Origin of the sequence: Paenibacillus sp. LC231, assembly GCF_001860525.1 — a bacterium.
In the GTDB taxonomy this organism is placed as follows: Bacteria; Bacillota; Bacilli; order Paenibacillales; family Paenibacillaceae; genus Paenibacillus_AQ.
On sequence record NZ_JFOM01000015.1, the window covers coordinates 525,406 to 541,714 of the forward strand.

General features: G+C 49.0%; 15 protein-coding genes. 12 read left to right on the plus strand and 3 right to left on the minus strand.

The features are described 5' to 3' along the window. Positions 1–97: 97 nt before the first annotated feature. The 5 genes from nagZ to AK95_RS12550 all read left to right on the plus strand — a co-directional run bounded on the left by nagZ (position 98) and on the right by AK95_RS12550 (position 5,729). A complete protein-coding gene (nagZ, locus tag AK95_RS12530) occupies positions 98–1,441 on the plus strand; it encodes a beta-N-acetylhexosaminidase (protein ID WP_071220274.1) in 1,344 nt (447 codons plus the stop codon). 206 nt (positions 1,442–1,647) lie between these two features. Then, positions 1,648–2,598, plus strand: a complete 951-nt coding sequence (rpoD, locus tag AK95_RS12535) for an RNA polymerase sigma factor RpoD (RefSeq protein ID WP_071220275.1) — start codon at positions 1,648–1,650, stop codon at positions 2,596–2,598. 202 nt (positions 2,599–2,800) lie between these two features. Beyond that, complete coding sequence (locus tag AK95_RS12540; RefSeq protein WP_071220276.1) at positions 2,801–3,823, plus strand: UDP-N-acetylmuramate dehydrogenase; 1,023 nt, start codon at positions 2,801–2,803, stop codon at positions 3,821–3,823. Between the two features lie 126 nt (positions 3,824–3,949). Further along, positions 3,950–4,879 (plus strand): manganese-dependent inorganic pyrophosphatase, encoded by a 930-nt coding sequence (locus tag AK95_RS12545; protein WP_071220277.1) that lies wholly within the window; start codon positions 3,950–3,952, stop codon positions 4,877–4,879. 334 nt (positions 4,880–5,213) lie between these two features. Continuing rightward, complete coding sequence (locus AK95_RS12550) at positions 5,214–5,729, plus strand: hypothetical protein (protein WP_071220278.1); 516 nt, start codon at positions 5,214–5,216, stop codon at positions 5,727–5,729. 224 nt (positions 5,730–5,953) lie between these two features. Here the strand turns inward: AK95_RS12550 and AK95_RS12555 are convergent, their stop codons facing one another. Further along, complete coding sequence (locus AK95_RS12555; RefSeq protein WP_071220279.1) at positions 5,954–6,679, minus strand: hypothetical protein; 726 nt, start codon at positions 6,677–6,679, stop codon at positions 5,954–5,956. Between the two features lie 283 nt (positions 6,680–6,962). Here AK95_RS12555 and AK95_RS12560 point away from each other — a divergent pair, with 283 nt between their 5' ends. From AK95_RS12560 to AK95_RS12580, 6 genes are all read left to right on the plus strand, one after another. Beyond that, on the plus strand, positions 6,963–7,730 hold the full coding sequence (locus AK95_RS12560; protein WP_071220280.1) for an amino acid ABC transporter substrate-binding protein: 768 nt from the start codon (positions 6,963–6,965) through the stop codon (positions 7,728–7,730). A gap of 158 nt (positions 7,731–7,888) precedes the next feature. Continuing rightward, positions 7,889–8,548, plus strand: coding sequence for an amino acid ABC transporter permease (locus AK95_RS12565; protein WP_071220281.1), 660 nt, complete (start codon positions 7,889–7,891; stop codon positions 8,546–8,548). Positions 8,549–8,563: 15 nt separating this feature from the next. Then, the gene (locus AK95_RS12570) at positions 8,564–9,310 is read left to right on the plus strand and encodes an amino acid ABC transporter ATP-binding protein (RefSeq protein ID WP_071220282.1); all 747 of its coding nucleotides are present in this window, start codon (positions 8,564–8,566) and stop codon (positions 9,308–9,310) included. A gap of 195 nt (positions 9,311–9,505) precedes the next feature. Then, complete coding sequence (locus tag AK95_RS12575; protein WP_071220283.1) at positions 9,506–10,999, plus strand: alpha-N-arabinofuranosidase; 1,494 nt, start codon at positions 9,506–9,508, stop codon at positions 10,997–10,999. A 9-nt stretch (positions 11,000–11,008) separates the two neighbouring features. Continuing rightward, positions 11,009–11,287: a DUF6171 family protein gene (locus AK95_RS33420; protein WP_074961833.1), complete on the plus strand. Its 279-nt coding sequence runs from the start codon at positions 11,009–11,011 to the stop codon at positions 11,285–11,287. Positions 11,288–11,429: 142 nt separating this feature from the next. After that, positions 11,430–12,671, plus strand: coding sequence for an MFS transporter (locus AK95_RS12580; protein WP_071220284.1), 1,242 nt, complete (start codon positions 11,430–11,432; stop codon positions 12,669–12,671). Between the two features lie 232 nt (positions 12,672–12,903). Here AK95_RS12580 and AK95_RS12585 read toward each other — a convergent pair whose 3' ends face one another. Both AK95_RS12585 and AK95_RS12590 read right to left on the minus strand, forming a co-directional pair. Further along, positions 12,904–13,296: a DoxX family protein gene (locus AK95_RS12585; RefSeq protein WP_071220285.1), complete on the minus strand. Its 393-nt coding sequence runs from the start codon at positions 13,294–13,296 to the stop codon at positions 12,904–12,906. Positions 13,297–13,427: 131 nt separating this feature from the next. Beyond that, positions 13,428–14,342 (minus strand): AraC family transcriptional regulator, encoded by a 915-nt coding sequence (locus AK95_RS12590; protein ID WP_071220286.1) that lies wholly within the window; start codon positions 14,340–14,342, stop codon positions 13,428–13,430. Positions 14,343–14,535: 193 nt separating this feature from the next. Here AK95_RS12590 and AK95_RS12595 point away from each other — a divergent pair, with 193 nt between their 5' ends. Beyond that, a complete protein-coding gene (locus tag AK95_RS12595) occupies positions 14,536–16,299 on the plus strand; it encodes a glycoside hydrolase family 35 protein (protein WP_071220287.1) in 1,764 nt (587 codons plus the stop codon). The last annotated feature ends 10 nt before the right edge of the window (positions 16,300–16,309 follow it).

Sequence of the window (16,309 nt, forward strand, 5' to 3'; positions counted from 1 at the left end):
TCAGCTGGTTTGGACTGTATCGAAATCATGTTATGATGGAAGGACTCTGTGGAACAGAGGACGAATATATGTAGTGTGAATTTGAAGGAAGGTGACAATGTTGAGGCGTAAGACAAAATGGATGTGCTTAACGATGCTGGTTGTCATCTTGCTATTGGCTGTGGCAGGTTGTCGGGGCGGAGCCGAACCGGGCAACCCCGGGGACAACGGACAAGGAGCTTCGCCGTCGGAGGAAATACAGGACCCGCAGACTCCGTCTCCAGCTGATGAAGACGGGACACCTGCTCCATCTGGCAGCTCGGACAACAAAGGCGAGGAAGGGAATTTGCCCGAGAACGGGACTGAAGATGCGGTAACGGAGCTTCTGAATAGCATGACCGTCAAGGAGAAGATCGGTCAGCTGGTGCTGGTTGGAATCGAAGGGACTACCATGGATGATACTTCGCGCAGATTGCTGAAGGATTACCATGTAGGCGGTATAATCCTTTTTAAGGATAATATCGAGAACGCCCGGCAGTCGGTAGACCTGCTGAATGAGCTGAAAAAAGCAAATGCTGCGAATCCGGTTCCGCTCTGGCTGAGCATTGATGAGGAGGGCGGACGGGTTACCCGTTTTTCTGATGAATACGTGAAGCTGCCGTCAAGCGGTAAAATTGGGAGGAGCGATGATCTTACGCTGACCAAGCAAGTTGGCGGTCTTATCGCGCAGAAGGTGTCGGGAGTCGGAATCAATATGGTTTTTGCTCCGGTGCTGGATATTGATAGCAACCCGAACAATCCGGTCATCGGCGATCGATCCTTTGGCACAACGGCCGAAACCGTAAGCACGCATGGAATCGCCTCAATGAAGGGGATACAGGAGAATGGTGTCGTTCCTGTAGTGAAGCATTTCCCTGGGCATGGCGATACTTCGGTCGATTCCCATCTTGGGCTGCCCGTTGTTGACCATGATCTGAAGCGACTGCATGAATTGGAGCTGGTACCGTTTCAACAAGCGATTGATGAAGGAGTCGATGTGGTCATGGTTGCGCATCTGCTGATGAAGAGCATCGATCCGGATACGCCATCCTCCTATTCGAAACCCGTTATCAACGATTTGTTAAGGGAAGAAATGGGGTTTAAGGGTGTCGTTATAACGGATGATATGACAATGGGGGCGATTTCCGGCAGCACAGACGTAGGAGAGGCTTCCGTGAAGTCCGTCGTAGCAGGGAGCAACATGATTCTGATCGGACATGAATATGCATTGGAAGAAGCCGTCATTCAGGCATTAACCGAGGCTGCCCATAGCGGCGTGATCCCGGAGGAGATGCTGAACGACCGGGTGAGGGCAACGCTTGAACTAAAGCACAAATATCAGCTGAGCGATGAGCCCGTGAAGGCTCCCGATGTGAAATCGCTGAATCAAGAAACGAAAGCGGTACTAGATCAGCTTAAGTAAACGTAGCATATGTAGTGTAAGAAGATGAAGCATATAAAAACCCGATCTCAGCCTGAGATCGGGTGAACAGAACTAGAATATATTAGAAGTTGATATAGTGTGAAAAATATGCTAGAATGAAGGATAAATAACTATTGGCTTAATGTCATAATAACCTAATGCTAGATTAGCATGAAAATATGGGATTGTCAACAGGGGGGCATAGAATGGAGAACCGTCAAAGTGCGGATTTTGCATTGGAACGAGAGGTTACGGAAACAGAGAAAGCGGCTAATTCTCCGACAGAGGATTTTTCGGTTCATGACGATCTCTCACTTCCACCAGGCATCAAGATTAGCGATCCGGTTCGCATGTACCTGAAAGAAATCGGTCGTGTTCCCCTCCTTACAGCCGATGAAGAAGTGGAACTGTCCAAACGAATAGAGGAGGGAGATGAAGAAGCGAAACGCCGTCTGGCCGAAGCGAATCTTCGTCTCGTTGTAAGTATAGCAAGACGCTATGCTGGCCGGGGAATGCAGTTCCTGGATCTGATACAGGAAGGCAATATGGGCCTGATCAAAGCGGTGGAGAAGTTCGACTACTCCAAGGGATTTAAGTTTAGTACGTATGCCACTTGGTGGATTCGCCAGGCGATTACCCGCTCGATTGCTGACCAAGCAAGAACCATCCGGATTCCGGTGCATATGGTAGAGACGATTAATAAGCTCGTACGTGTCTCCAGGCAGCTCCTTCAGGAGCTGGGACGCGAACCGACACCGGAAGAAATCGGTAAAGAGATGGATATCTCGCCGGAAAAAGTACGTGAGATCCAGAAGGTATCCCAAGAACCTGTGTCTCTGGAAACGCCGGTCGGCGAGGAAAGCGACTCCAACCTGGGTGATTTCATTGAGGATCAGGACGCATTGGCGCCGGCAGATGCCGCAGCGTTTGAGCTGCTGAAGGAACAGCTGGAGGAAGTGCTGGATACGCTCACCGAGCGAGAAGAGAATGTGCTCCGGCTGCGCTTTGGACTTGAGGATGGACGGACCCGCACCCTGGAGGAAGTAGGCCAGGTATTCGGCGTTACGCGTGAACGCATCCGGCAGATCGAGGCGAAGGCGCTTCGTAAATTGCGTCATCCGAGCCGCAGCAAACGTCTCAAGGATTTCCTTGAATAAATCCTGGGGGACAAATAAAGAGATGATGAATGAATCCTTGGTTACGGTCTACGGGCTGTAATCCAGGGATTTTTTGCTATTTCGCCAGGAGTCTGCTCCAGATTGACACCACCTAAGCAGTTGGATCATAATGATGTAACATCCCCACATTTAGTAAGGAATGTTGTGCCTAATGTGAAGAATAGGGAGTGACATGTCTACGATGACTTTACATACATCTGCTATCGACCGAATGTGCAAGCGCAATGTGGAGCTGTCTGCTTTTTCGACGTATGGGATCGGCGGCTCAGCCAATTATCTGGCCATGCCTGAAACGGCAAATGACCTGGCGGATCTCCTGCAGGACTGCAGGAAACGCGGGATGCCATGGTACATCTTTGGAATGGGCTCCAATATTCTGTTTCCGGATGAACCGAAACATGACCTGGTGTTTATATCGCTCAAAAACCTGGTGGAGCTGCGGGTGTCGGCTGATAAATGGTACGTTTCATCCGGCGCGCCGATGTCGTTGTTGTCCTTGATGGGGTTAATGGGTGGAACGGATTTGCTTGATTTTACTTTTTTGCTGCCAGGCTGCGTAGGGGCCGGCATCTATATGAACGCTAAATATAATGCACATCAAATCTGCGATATTCTGGACACCGTCTATTATATCGATACGACGGATCCGAGCTTAAAGGTACGGTCCATTCCCGTAGCGGACTGTTTATTTGCATACAAGCAATCCATCTTCCAGCAGCATCCGTGGATCATAGTAGGGGCCGATCTTAATATTCCGGTCAGTTCGGAGGAACAGATCAGCATGACGTCTGAACTTCTCACGGAGTGGAAGACTCGCGGAAGCCATCCATCCTCATTGCCATCGTTCTTCTCATTCTTTCTGGGCGAGGTGCACGCGCTGGCAGGAAGGGGAATAGAGACGCCACAGTCGATGCTTGACATCATCAAGTACCGGACGAGTAAACGCCATTTCGACTACCCGTCCTGCGGTTCCGTATTCAAAAATAATTATGATTATGGAGTAGCCGTCGGCTCGCTCGTGGATCAGCTGAATATGAAAGGAACCGAATATGGCGGCGCGATCATCTCTCCGCATCACGGCAACATGATTCTGAACCAGAAACATGCGAAGGCAACCGATATCCTCTACTTGATGAATCTGATCTCGGAGTCGATTAACAACCATTTTGGATTCGTTCCGGAACCGGAAATTGTATTGGTATAAACACGGTCTGAAAATAATCTCTGTAAAGGAATTGGAATAAGTAGAATTTAACGATATAATCAGATAGGTGATCATCTGTTTATTGATATAAACGATGAAATTTATGTTGCGAGAGGGGCATTATATATGGCAAAAACATTAATTTTTGGACACAAAAATCCGGATACGGACACAATCTGCTCTGCTATTGCTTATGCTGATTTGAAGAACCAGCTCGGCCTTTCCGCCGAGCCCGTGCGTCTTGGAGACGTTAACGGTGAAACGCAATATGCGCTCGATTACTTTAAGGTCGAAGCTCCTCGTTTCGTTGAGACGGTTGTAAACGAAGCCCAAGACGTTATCCTCGTGGACCATAACGAGCGTCAGCAAAGCGCAAGCGACATTGATCAGGTTCGCGTGATTGAGGTTATCGATCATCACCGCATCGCGAATTTTGAGACAAGCCACCCATTATACTACCGTGCGGAGCCTGTCGGCTGCACAGCTACCATTCTGAACAAGATCTACAAGGAAAAAGGTATCGCCGTTCGCAAAGAAATTGCTGGCCTGATGCTGTCCGCCATCATTTCGGACTCCCTGTTGTTCAAATCCCCAACCTGCACAGACGAAGATATCGCAGCAGCTCGCGAGCTGGCTGAGATCGCTGGCGTGGATGCAGACAGCTATGGGTTGGAGATGCTCAAGGCAGGCGCCGATCTGAGCGACAAAACCATCGCGCAATTGATCTCCCTGGACGCCAAGGAATTCCAAATGGGCGGAGCCAAAGTGGAAATCGCACAGGTTAACGCGGTGGATACCAATGATGTATTGTCCCGCCAAGCCGAACTCGAAGATGCAATTCAAGCGATTATTGCCGACAAAAACCTGGACCTGTTCGTCTTCGTAGTGACAGATATTCTGAACAACGATTCGATCGCTCTTGCACTCGGTAAAGAGTCCAAGGCCGTTGAGAAAGCCTACAATGTGTCCCTGTCGGAGAACAAGGCTCTTCTTAAAGGCGTGGTTTCCCGCAAATCGCAGATTGTTCCTGTCCTGACCGAAGCATTCAATCAATAATATTTGTGTGAATCTAAACAAGCCTGACCATCGACTGAGGAATCAGCGGGGAGGGCTTGTTTTTTATTTGGGACGTTTCCCGGTTCGACATAGCGTACGATCCTTCATCGTCCCGTATTTAAGCGCTTACGAAGATTGAAATATTGTAACGAATTTACATCAAATTGACATCCATTTTACCTAGTGGGTCCTTATAATAAAGTTATGAATGATAAAATACATATACGTTTCAAATATCCAGGAATTGGGTTACTAATATTTAATGCGCGATAAGCCGGGTTGGGTTCACGAGCTGAATCCATTTAATAGAAGATGAAGAGGGAGCGATGAGAAGATGAAGAAGTCGGCTTGGAAATTGGGAGCAATGATGCTGCTGGTACTGATCATGATGACAACCGTTGGCGTAGCCTCAGGCAACAATTATGAGCCGGTTCCGAAAGCTTCGAATCAGGAAGCTGTCTATATTAACGGGCTTGAGATCAGAGACGGCAAGGTCTATCTGCAAGTAGATCCGATTGAATGGTACGAGGGCGAGGAAGCAAATCAGGTATTCCGCGAACAGGAGCAGGACCCTGAGATGACGGAAGCACCGGATGGTTATTATATCGTAAATGGTACGGAAGAACAGATTGAACTTCCTGTGGCAGATGATGCCGAAGTGCTGCTTCAGTTGTACGATCATACCGGAAGGTATGAGGATGCTCAGATTTCCTGGAACCAGATGGTGAGCCTGGACAAATTCACGAATATCTACGAAAAGGATGATATCGTAGACATGAAATGGTTTCCATTTCATATCACCGTCGAAGATGGCGTCGTAGTGAAGATGATCCAGCAATACGTGCCTTAAATGGATGTTAAATAGAATAAACGGACGATAAAGAGCCGCTTCATGGGTTATTCCCCGATGGAGCGGCTCTTGTGTTTAGAGATAAGAAAGTATAAACATCCGAGGCTTAGCATCCTTATCTCGCAAGATTAACTTCCGCATAAATGCGGTCTGTCTACTGGGAAAGTACGTCGATAGACGTTTTTCGTTTTCAATGACAAAAGGTTATGCGTTAAGCGGGCACTTTACCGGCTGTGTTTCATCGGTTTGAGTTTACCATTCACCACATCGCTCACGAACGGAGCAATTCTGGATTTGCGCTCCTCGTATTCTTCCTTCGTCAGTTTGCCTTCGGTCAACTTCTGATCCAGGCGCTTGGTGAGTGCCTGAACTTGTTGATCAATGACGGACTGGACAGGCACGTCTTGCTCCTTCGCGATCTGTGCCAGCGATTTTCCGGATTGGAGCGACTGCTTGAGTGCTTCCGGCGTCGTCCTCAGAAGTTTGGCCAGCTCGTCGCTATCCGAGATCAGCCGGCCATGACGATGATGCATCCGCTGCTTCTGCCACCCGCCTTTGGCATCAAGCAGCTTGTCCGCGGCAGCGGAGTAATCGATGGATTTGCCCAGCTGCTTCGGATGCGAGGAGATTTTATCCTTCAACAGCTCAACGATCTTGGCTTTTACGGCCTCTCTGGATACACCTTGTTCCTTGGCTATTTCCGCGAGTGTCGAGGTTTTGAGTTTATCTCGAAGAACTTGCGGTTCCAGCTTCAGAAATTCGGAGATTGCCTTGAACATATGACCGGGTTTATGTTGCCCGCGTTCGTCCTGGGAAGAAGGAACAGCCGATGATTCTGTTTGCTGTCCGATCGGTTCCGCCGAGACCGAGACGGGAAGATAAGCGAGGCCCATGACTACAGCGATGGCGACAAGCACCAGCCGCTTCACTGACTTCAAGTGGGTTGTCATTGTTGTTTACCGCCTTTCTTGATGTTGGTCTTACAGTCCATCATTCTTTCCCGCTAAACTGAATTCATCCTTAAAATAACCTTAAAATAGGATGAAAATACATAAATTTCATATCATGCGATGAAAATTGACCATTCTATGAAACTATCGACTCTTCTCTGCTAATATGGTATCATGGAGTCTTGATAACGTACTAAAGCGAAAAAGCAGTATTTGCATCTGATGCGAATTCCTTTGCATCCAGAATATAGCTGCGTTTAATGTCTACAAGGGGGATTTTTTGGTGAAAAAGATAGCATCAGTATTAGCAGGTTTCATGCTGTTATTAACCGTAGTCGGCTGTTCAAGCTCAGCAAGCGGCGGCAATGAGCTGGTTGTCGGGATCGATGACAAGTTCGCGCCCATGGGCTTTCGTGACGAGAGCAATGAAATTGTCGGCTTTGATATCGATTATGCCCGTGCAGCCGCTGAGAAGATGGGCAAGGAAGTCAAGTTCCAGCCGATTGACTGGAAATCGAAGGAGTCCGAACTTAGCAGCGGCCGCATTGACTTGATATGGAACGGCTATACCATCACCGATGAGCGCAAGGAGAAAGTGTTGTTCACCAAGCCTTATCTGGAGAACAGTCAGGTCGTCGCCGTGCTGGCTGATTCGGATATAACTTCGATCAGCGATTTGGCAGGCAAAGAGATCGGTTTGCAGTCGCTGTCCTCGGCTGCCGATGCGTTAAGCGCCAACGAGATTCACACGCAAGTGAAGAAGATCATTGAATTTCCTGACAATATGCTGGCTCTGAGCGATTTGAAGAATGGACGCTTAGAGGCTGTGGTCATAGATGAAGTGGTGATGAAATACTTCATGTCCAAGGAAGAGGGAATATACAAGATTCTCGAGGAATCTCTGGCACCGGAGCAGTACGGGATCGGGGTTAAAAAAGGCAACGAGGAGCTGCTTCAAAGCCTGCAAAAAGCACTGGACGAAATGAATGCCGATGGTACGGCAGCCAAGATTTCCGAGAAATGGTTTGGCGAAAACAAAGTGTTGAAGTAAGACGTTCCACAAGGATGGTTATTCATCCTTCCATAGGTATTCCAAGAAACCGGACTTTGACCAAAGGCTCCGGTTTTGTGTTCCCTGCCTTGGGTCTACGATATTTTTGAAGAACTTCAAGCAACTCAAGAAGTTTTTCCATTAGGAGTTAAGCGTATATGAGTATGGATTACATTGTTCAAATCGGCAAACCGATGCTGGAGGGTGCACAGACAACGATACTGTTGTTTTTAATTGCTATCGTGGTCTCCATCCCGCTCGGGTTTGTGTTCACGTTAATGGTTCGAAGCGCAATCAAGCCGCTGGCTTGGTTGGCCAATGCCTATATTTATGTGTTTCGTGGTACCCCGCTGCTGCTGCAGCTGTTGTTCTTTTGTTTCGGGCTCCCAGTGCTGCCGGTGATCGGAGAGTATCTCGTTCTGGACCGTTTTGTAGCCGCAAGTCTGGCATTTGTGCTGAACTATGCCGCTTATTTTGCGGAAATCTTTCGGGGAGGCCTCTTGGCGATTGACAAGGGTCAATATGAAGCGTCCAAGGTGCTGGGCCTGAACCGCTGGCAAACGACCACGAGAGTGATTCTGCCCCAAATGTTTCGCGTAGCTCTGCCGGCGGTATCCAACGAATCCATTACGCTGGTAAAAGATACGGCGCTGCTGTATGCCGTAGCGGTTCCGGAGTTACTGCACTTCGCCTATACGGCGGTCAATCGCGATGTTACGATTATGCCGTTTTTCATTGCAGGCGTAATATACCTGCTAATGACGCTCGTGTTAACCATGTTATTTAAGTTTCTGGAACGCCGATTTAAATATGAATAGAAGGACTGTCGTGTAATGGCAATTATCGAAGTAACCCATGTAAAAAAATCCTTCGGCCAGCTGGACGTGCTGAAGGACGTCAGCTTTGAGATTCAGAAGAATGAAGTGATTGCCGTCATCGGACCTTCCGGATCGGGGAAGAGCACCATGCTCCGGAGCCTGGTGCATCTGGAGGAGATTAATGGCGGATCGATCAAGCTGCAGGATCAATATCTCGTGAAGGATGGCGTATATGCCAGCCCGCCGGGGATCAAAGCGATCACATCCCGGATGGGCATGGTATTCCAGCATTTCAACCTGTTTCCTCATCTCACGGTACAGGAGAATCTGGGACTGGCACCTAAACATGTGAAGAAACAGTCAAAGGAAGAAGTCAGGTTAAACAGCGCCGCTCTGCTGAAGAAGGTCGGTTTATCTGATAAAGCAGATGTATACCCCGGGAATCTGTCGGGCGGACAGAAACAGCGTGTGGCCATTGCGAGAGCACTGATGATGAATCCGGACATCATGCTGTTTGACGAACCGACATCGGCGCTGGATCCCGAGCTGACCGGCGAGGTGCTGGCGGTTATTAAGCAGCTGGCCGAGGAGCATATGACGATGGTGATCGTCACGCATGAGATGAGTTTTGCCAAAGAAGTGGCGGACCGAATTATCTTCATGGATAACGGACAGGTCGTCGAATCCGGCACGCCTGATCAAATATTTAATCAACCGAAGGCAGAGCGAACCCGGGAATTTTTAATCCGGGCGACGCGTTGAAGAGAGACTGGCTCAGAGCCCGATCGGAAGATCGGCTTGGGCCGGTCTTTTTTTTGGTGAAAAATAAGGCTATTTCGTGAAAGCGTTTAAATTACGGGTTGACGGAATCCGGTTTGGCCGATATCATTGTTTTAAAGATTATTAAACTGTTTCATATAAACATCTATAAAACAACGGTGAGGAGCGGAATAAGTCATGAGTCATGTTATTACCATTCATTCGGATTTATCCAAAGGCAAGATCAACCGCAATATTTATGGTCATTTTTCCGAACATCTGGGTCGCTGCATTTATGAGGGCATATGGGTGGGAGAGGATTCACCGATTCCGAATACGGAGGGGATCCGCAATGATGTACTGGAGGCGCTGAAACAGCTTAACATACCGGTGCTGCGCTGGCCTGGCGGTTGTTTTGCCGACGAGTATCACTGGAAGGACGGCGTCGGTCCACGAGAGAATCGGAAGCAAATGGTCAATACGCACTGGGGCGGCGTTGTAGAGAACAACCATTTTGGCACCCACGAATTCCTCCGTCTTTGCGAGCTTCTGGGTTGTGAACCATACATATCGGGCAATGTCGGCAGCGGCACCGTGCAGGAAATGTCGGAATGGGTTGAATATATGACCTTTGATGGCGTGTCGCCGATGGCCGCATGGCGCCAGGAGAATGGCCGCGAGAAGCCATGGAATGTAAAATATTTTGGCGTCGGGAACGAGAACTGGGGCTGCGGCGGCAATATGCGGCCGGAGTATTATGCGGATCTGTACAGACGCTATCAGACTTATGTTCGCAACTATGGCGATAACAAGATTTACAAGATTGCCTGCGGACCGAACGTGGATGATTACCGCTGGATGGAAACCGTGATGAGAGAAGCACATCCTTTCATGGATGCCATCAGTCTTCACTATTACACCATTCCTGGCGAATTCTGGACAGGCAAAGGCGCTGCTACCGGATTCAGCGAACAGGATTGGTTTACCACGATGAAGAAGGCGCTTCATATGGATGAATTGATTACGAGACATTCGGCAATCATGGACCAGTATGATCCTAACAAGCGGATCGGCCTCATTGTAGATGAGTGGGGGACCTGGTTTGACGTAGAGCCTGGCACCAATCCGGGCTTCCTGTATCAGCAGAATACGATCCGTGATGCTCTGGTGGCGGGTTTAACGCTGAATATCTTCCACGAGCATAATGATCGGGTGGTCATGGCGAACATTGCGCAGATTGTCAATGTGCTGCAGTCCGTCATTTTAACCGAAGGCGAGAAAATGATTCTTACTCCGACTTATCATGTGTTCGATATGTATAAAGTTCATCAGGACGCAGAACGTTTGGCTACCAACTACAGCGGCGCTGATTATGAGATGGACGGCGAGAAGATTCCGCAAGTATCCGTAACGGCCTCGAAGGATCAAGCCGGCAAGATCCATGTGAGTCTGTGTAATGTAAGTCATGCGGAGCAAAGTGACGTGACGATTCAGCTTCGGGGATTAAGCGGAGCGGTGTCCAAGATCGTAGGCCGGCAGCTAGCCTCCGATTCGCTGGACGCTCACAACACCTTTGAATCGCCGGAGACTTTGAAGCCGGCTGATTTCCATGCTTTTGAACAGGAAGGCGACGTTCTGCGTGCCAAGCTGGCACCAATGTCCGTTACCGTCCTCGAGATTACGGCAGGATAAACGAAGGGGATGTCGGATAATCGGTGCAAAGGTTGTCATGACGATTACCGGGTTAACGAGGAACAAATTACGCGCGTCCTATCTTCTCCAATGTTTACGTCTGACCGTTGCGTGCCGGATGGTGAGTATGATGCCCGTCTGCGTGCGTGCTTCTCTTGTCCAAAGCTGCAAGGGGACACGACATGCACGCTGTGCGGCTGCATCGTACAGATCACTGCAAAGCTGAAAGACAAGCGATGTCCTTATCCGGGGCAGGACCGTTGGTCGGTTGCCCATAGCGCTTCATAGCCGAGTTATAGTAAGTCTGCTCTCATGGATGGATCATGGGAGCAGGCTTTTTTTAGTATGGGGGAACTTCCGTTATCTTTACAGAAACTCTCAACCTATGTTATGACTATTAGAAAAAAGATCAGCAGAACAGGGTGTGGACATGAAACGAGGAGGCTTTCTATACTACTGGACCGCGCATTCAAGCATTTCGCTTGCAGGCGTTGTCTACATCATGGTACTGACTACCTTTATGTATCAAGAATCCGGATCGGCCTTTATTGCCGCGTTATTCCCGCTGTTTAACGCAGTCGCACGGTTAGTCGCCGGCCTTACGGCTCCGCTTGTGATGGAGAAATTCGGCTTCTCCAAGCTTCTGGTGAGGCTTCAAGTCATGAAAGCCCTGTTGTTAACCGCATTGGTTATCGCATTTCCCTATATATCATCTCAGGTTTCCGTGCTGTGTATGTTTATCTTGTTCATTGCTTTTACCGAAGGATGGGGAAACCCGCTCATTCAGTCCATGGTTCCGAGAGTAGTTGCACCTGACCGGCTGGTTAAGGCTAACAGCTCTCTATCCGTGACCAGTCAATCCTTGCAGATTGCAGGATATACCTTCACGGGCTTTCTCGTTGTACAGTTTGGACATATGCCGACGTTAATCATGAGCTGCGTACTCATCTGGGTATCCGTGTTGTGCCTTTGGATCGCAGCACGCTCCATGAAGGAGAAGGAACCGGCTGCGGCGGGAGGAGCGAAACCAGGCTGGGAAGTGATTCGTGAAGGCTGGTTCTACCTGTGGCGAAATCCGACATTAAGAATCGTCACGATGATGGATATGATTGAAGGGATCGCGGGAACCATCTGGGTGGGGGCGATCACGCTGGTGTATGTCAAGGAAGTGCTGCATCAAGGCGAAGCTTGGTGGGGATTCATTAATGCCAGTTATTATATAGGCGCCATTGCGGGTGGGCTGCTGATGCTGCTCCTGTCTTCCTTTATCCAGAAAAATCTGATTCCATGCATGGCGGTAGGATCAGCGGTGTTCAGTTTGCTTACCCTGTGGTATGGCCTAAACAGTATCCCGATCATGGCATTGATCCTATGCATTTCAATGGGACCAGCCTATCAGCTGCGGGATGTGGCGCAGCAAACCGCGCTCCAATCCAGTGTGGATCAAGAGCTGCTGCCGAAAATCTACGCTTCGCGTGATATTTTGCTGTCCACGGTAACGAGTTTATCGATTGCGTTCATGGGTCTAATTGCGGATACACTCGGTATTCGCATGGTGTACATTGCAGGCTCCATCTGTATTGCGATATCCGCAGGGTTGTCGTTCGCGCTTCTGAGACTGCAGAGGAAATCGGCTTTAACGGCAGAAACGGGCGGCAGCAGCTTTTCATAACATGTAAAAAAAGAGCCGTACCACTGGATCAGGATCTTGGGAGACTGATCGTCAGGTGCGGCTCTTTTTATGTTCTAAGATATCAGAAAGTATAAACTTCGGAGGATGTGCTGCCTGATATCGCAAGAAAAACTACCGTTAAACGCGGTCTGTTTTATATGAGAGTACGTCGATTGACATTATTCTTACATAAGGTCGTCGCCTGGATTACCGGCAAACCTTTGCGTATCCTTTAGGCTTTGTTTTTCTTGCTAAACAACGAATCGACCGAGAGCAGGCTGCTGCCGCTAAGGGCAAGATGAACGGCCATAGCCAACAAGGCAATATCCAATTCATAGCCACCCAGGAAGCCCATGCCGAGCTTGGCCTGAAAAATAGCTACGACAAGCACAACGCCAAGAACAAGGGAGGCAATTCTCGTTCCCAACCCAATAATCAATGCAATACCACCCACAATTTCGATAATGGCCACAACGGTCGCCATGAATGCGGGGATTCCCAAACTGGCGAAAAAGCCCTCGATGTTGCCGATGCCGCTCTGGAATTTATCCAAACCGTGAGCCAAAAAGATGACGCCCAGAATAACCCGAATAATGAAAGTACCCATAGAAGAATAGCTACGCATGAATGGTAACAGCTCCTTATTTTTAAGTGGTTATCAACTAACTTTTATATAGCTGAAACTATAGAATGTATCATACTCAATTATGCTTTTGATTGTCAAGTAACTTACTAAAAATAATCAGGTTTCACGACTTAGTGTCTGGGACGGTATTCTGTCGGCGACTGCCCGGTCCAGCGGCGGAATTGCCTTGAAAAATGGCTGGCTGAGCGAAAGCCGAGTTTGTCGGCAATCGCCGTCATTGGCAGATGGGTCGTGACCAGCAGCTCTTTGGCCAGGGTGAGCTTTTGTCGGCTGATATATTGTCTTGGCGATATTCCGTAAACTTGGCGAAACAACTTGCTGCATTGGCTGCGGCTTAAATTCAGCTCTTTGGATACGGCTGCGACAGAGATCTCTTCTGTGAGCCCTGATGACAGCTTCTCTTCAATGGCATGCGCCGCATCGGCTGCAAGCAAGGAAGACGGCTTGTGGGAGCCTGATACTGCCTGTGTCAATGAAGGCAGCTCGACCTCATCCTGCACCTTCAGGAGAGAAAGCACATCGTGGATGATGAGCAATGTATAGGATTGGAGCAGCAGTCTGTCTTCAAAAGTGAGATTGTATTCAGCCCTCGGGTTCTCAGGTTGAAGCGAATGGGCTTCCGGCTGACTGCGTCGAACGATTCCCTCCAGCTCTTGAACGTATGCCTTCAGATTGCTGTGCGCGCTTTCCTGCTGGAGAATGTGGCGGTAAGGGGCAGCGGATAATGAGCTTCGAATTTCCTGATCATCGAGATCAAAATGAACATTAAAGTATCCATATGGTCCGCTCGCCAGATTCGTGGTTTGATGGGGGACTCCGGATTTGATCAGAAGCCATTCTCCTTGCCGCAGCGTAAAAGACTCCCGATGAATTTCCTGCAGGACCTCGCCTTCCAGACAGTACAGAAGCTCAAACAGGTGATGATGATGCCTCGGATAACTCCAGCCGGGCGGCTGGGAATCAAAATGGCATCCCGTTACTTGAAGCGTGTGAATTATATTGGGAAAGCGAAAAGCGGTATCCATAATGGCCATGCTCCTTTTGCTTCGAAAATTCCAATGATTATGCCATATATTGTATCATAATAGGTTCTTCTCGATTCTGAATATTCGGCACAAAAGGTATAAAGAATGCTCCATTTGGAGATTGAGCAGCACGAGCTTTTGATAGATGATGACAATAGCAAGCAAAATGATACGAGCAGGGAGGAAACAGGAAATGAAAGCTCAATTGAAAGCGGTTAATCAACAGTTCGTGCTCGGGGATGAGCCGATCCAGATTCTGTCGGGTGCCGTACATTATTTTCGGATCGTACCGGAGTATTGGGAAGACAGACTAATGAAGCTGAAAAGTTGTGGATTAAACACCGTGGAAACCTATATACCCTGGAATTTGCACGAACCCAAGGAAGGACAATTTACGTTTGATGGCATCGCCGACTTGGAAAGATTCGTCCAAATCGCCGGTGATCTCGGGCTGCATGTGATCCTTCGGCCAAGCCCTTACATATGCGCAGAATGGGAATTTGGCGGGCTGCCGTCCTGGCTGTTGCAGTATCCAGATATCCATCTGCGATGCATGGATTCGTTGTATCTGGAGAAGGTTGACCATTATTATGATGAACTGATTCCGCGGCTGGTTCCGTTATTAACCTCCAATGGAGGCCCGGTGATTGCAATGCAAATCGAGAACGAGTACGGGAGCTACGGAAATGATACGGCATATCTGGAGTATTTGAAGGATGGCTTGATCAAGCGGGGCGTAGATGTATTGCTGTTCACCTCGGATGGTCCCACCGACGGGATGCTGCAAGGGGGAACCGTTCCAGGCGTGCTTGCCACCGTTAATTTTGGTTCAAGAACGGAGGAGGCATTTGCTAAACTGCGGGAATATCGGGCCGAAGACCCTCTGATGTGCATGGAATACTGGAATGGATGGTTTGATCATTGGCTGAAACCTCATCATACCCGGGACGCGGAAGATGCTGCCGCCGTATTCAAAGAGATGCTGGACTTGAATGCATCCGTGAACTTCTACATGTTACATGGTGGAACAAATTTCGGATTTTATAACGGGGCGAATTATCACGAGAAGTATGAGCCGACGATCACCAGCTATGATTATGATGCCCCACTCTCAGAGTGCGGGGATGTAACAGCTAAGTACGAGGCTATTCGCAGCATGATTGCGAAGCATCAGGGAAAAGAGCTCTCTGATTTTCCAAGTTTGCCTCAGCCCGTCAAGAAAAAAAGCTATGGCTCGGTTCGCATGACGCATTATGCCGACTTGCTGGAGCATCTGCCGACGCTATCCGAGGCGGTGAAACGTACAACACCTGTACCGATGGAACTGCTGGGTCAAAGCTATGGCTTCATCGTTTATGCAACGGATATTTCCGGACCTCGCCAGGGAGAGTCGTTGCATCTGCAAGAGGTGCATGACCGGGCACAGGTATTCCTGGACGGTAAGTATCAGGGGACGGTTGAACGCTGGAATCCCCAAGCCCTCCAGTTCGATGTTCCGGCAGCCGGCGCCAAGCTTGAGATCGTTGTCGAGAATATGGGGCGTATCAATTACGGCCCGAAGCTGAAGGACTATAAAGGAATCACTGAGGGAGTCCGGATGAACAACCAGTTCCTGTATGACTGGAGCATCTATCCTGTGCCGCTTGACAATCCCAATGCGGCACCGTTTCAACCGCTTACGGGTCCGTTTGAACAGCAGGATCGCCCTACCTTTTATCGGGGTGAATTCTCGGTGGATGACATTGGAGATACATTTATCCGCTTGGACGGATGGGGAAAAGGGGTTGTTTGGGTCAATGGCTTCAACCTGGGGCGTTACTGGGAACAAGGACCGCAAGCAGCGCTTTACCTGCCTGGACCCCTGCTGAAGCAGGGCCGCAATGAAATCTTGGTGTTTGAGCTGCATCATACCGAAACAGCAAGCATCGAACTTGTTGATCAACCCGACTTGGGTTAATTAGGGTGTG

Excerpts from the sequence above, each read along its gene's own strand:
- nagZ (WP_071220274.1), top strand. The coding sequence starts at position 98 with ATGTTGAGGCGTAAGACAAAATGGATGTGCTTAACGATGCTGGTTGTC.
- rpoD (WP_071220275.1), top strand. The coding sequence starts at position 1,648 with ATGGAGAACCGTCAAAGTGCGGATTTTGCATTGGAACGAGAGGTTACG.
- AK95_RS12540 (WP_071220276.1), top strand. The coding sequence starts at position 2,801 with ATGACTTTACATACATCTGCTATCGACCGAATGTGCAAGCGCAATGTG.
- AK95_RS12545 (WP_071220277.1), top strand. The coding sequence starts at position 3,950 with ATGGCAAAAACATTAATTTTTGGACACAAAAATCCGGATACGGACACA.
- AK95_RS12550 (WP_071220278.1), top strand. The coding sequence starts at position 5,214 with ATGAAGAAGTCGGCTTGGAAATTGGGAGCAATGATGCTGCTGGTACTG.
- AK95_RS12555 (WP_071220279.1), bottom strand. The coding sequence starts at position 6,679 with ATGACAACCCACTTGAAGTCAGTGAAGCGGCTGGTGCTTGTCGCCATC.
- AK95_RS12565 (WP_071220281.1), top strand. The coding sequence starts at position 7,889 with ATGAGTATGGATTACATTGTTCAAATCGGCAAACCGATGCTGGAGGGT.
- AK95_RS12570 (WP_071220282.1), top strand. The coding sequence starts at position 8,564 with ATGGCAATTATCGAAGTAACCCATGTAAAAAAATCCTTCGGCCAGCTG.
- AK95_RS12575 (WP_071220283.1), top strand. The coding sequence starts at position 9,506 with ATGAGTCATGTTATTACCATTCATTCGGATTTATCCAAAGGCAAGATC.
- AK95_RS33420 (WP_074961833.1), top strand. The coding sequence starts at position 11,009 with ATGTCGGATAATCGGTGCAAAGGTTGTCATGACGATTACCGGGTTAAC.
- AK95_RS12580 (WP_071220284.1), top strand. The coding sequence starts at position 11,430 with ATGAAACGAGGAGGCTTTCTATACTACTGGACCGCGCATTCAAGCATT.
- AK95_RS12585 (WP_071220285.1), bottom strand. The coding sequence starts at position 13,296 with ATGCGTAGCTATTCTTCTATGGGTACTTTCATTATTCGGGTTATTCTG.
- AK95_RS12590 (WP_071220286.1), bottom strand. The coding sequence starts at position 14,342 with ATGGATACCGCTTTTCGCTTTCCCAATATAATTCACACGCTTCAAGTA.
- AK95_RS12595 (WP_071220287.1), top strand. The coding sequence starts at position 14,536 with ATGAAAGCTCAATTGAAAGCGGTTAATCAACAGTTCGTGCTCGGGGAT.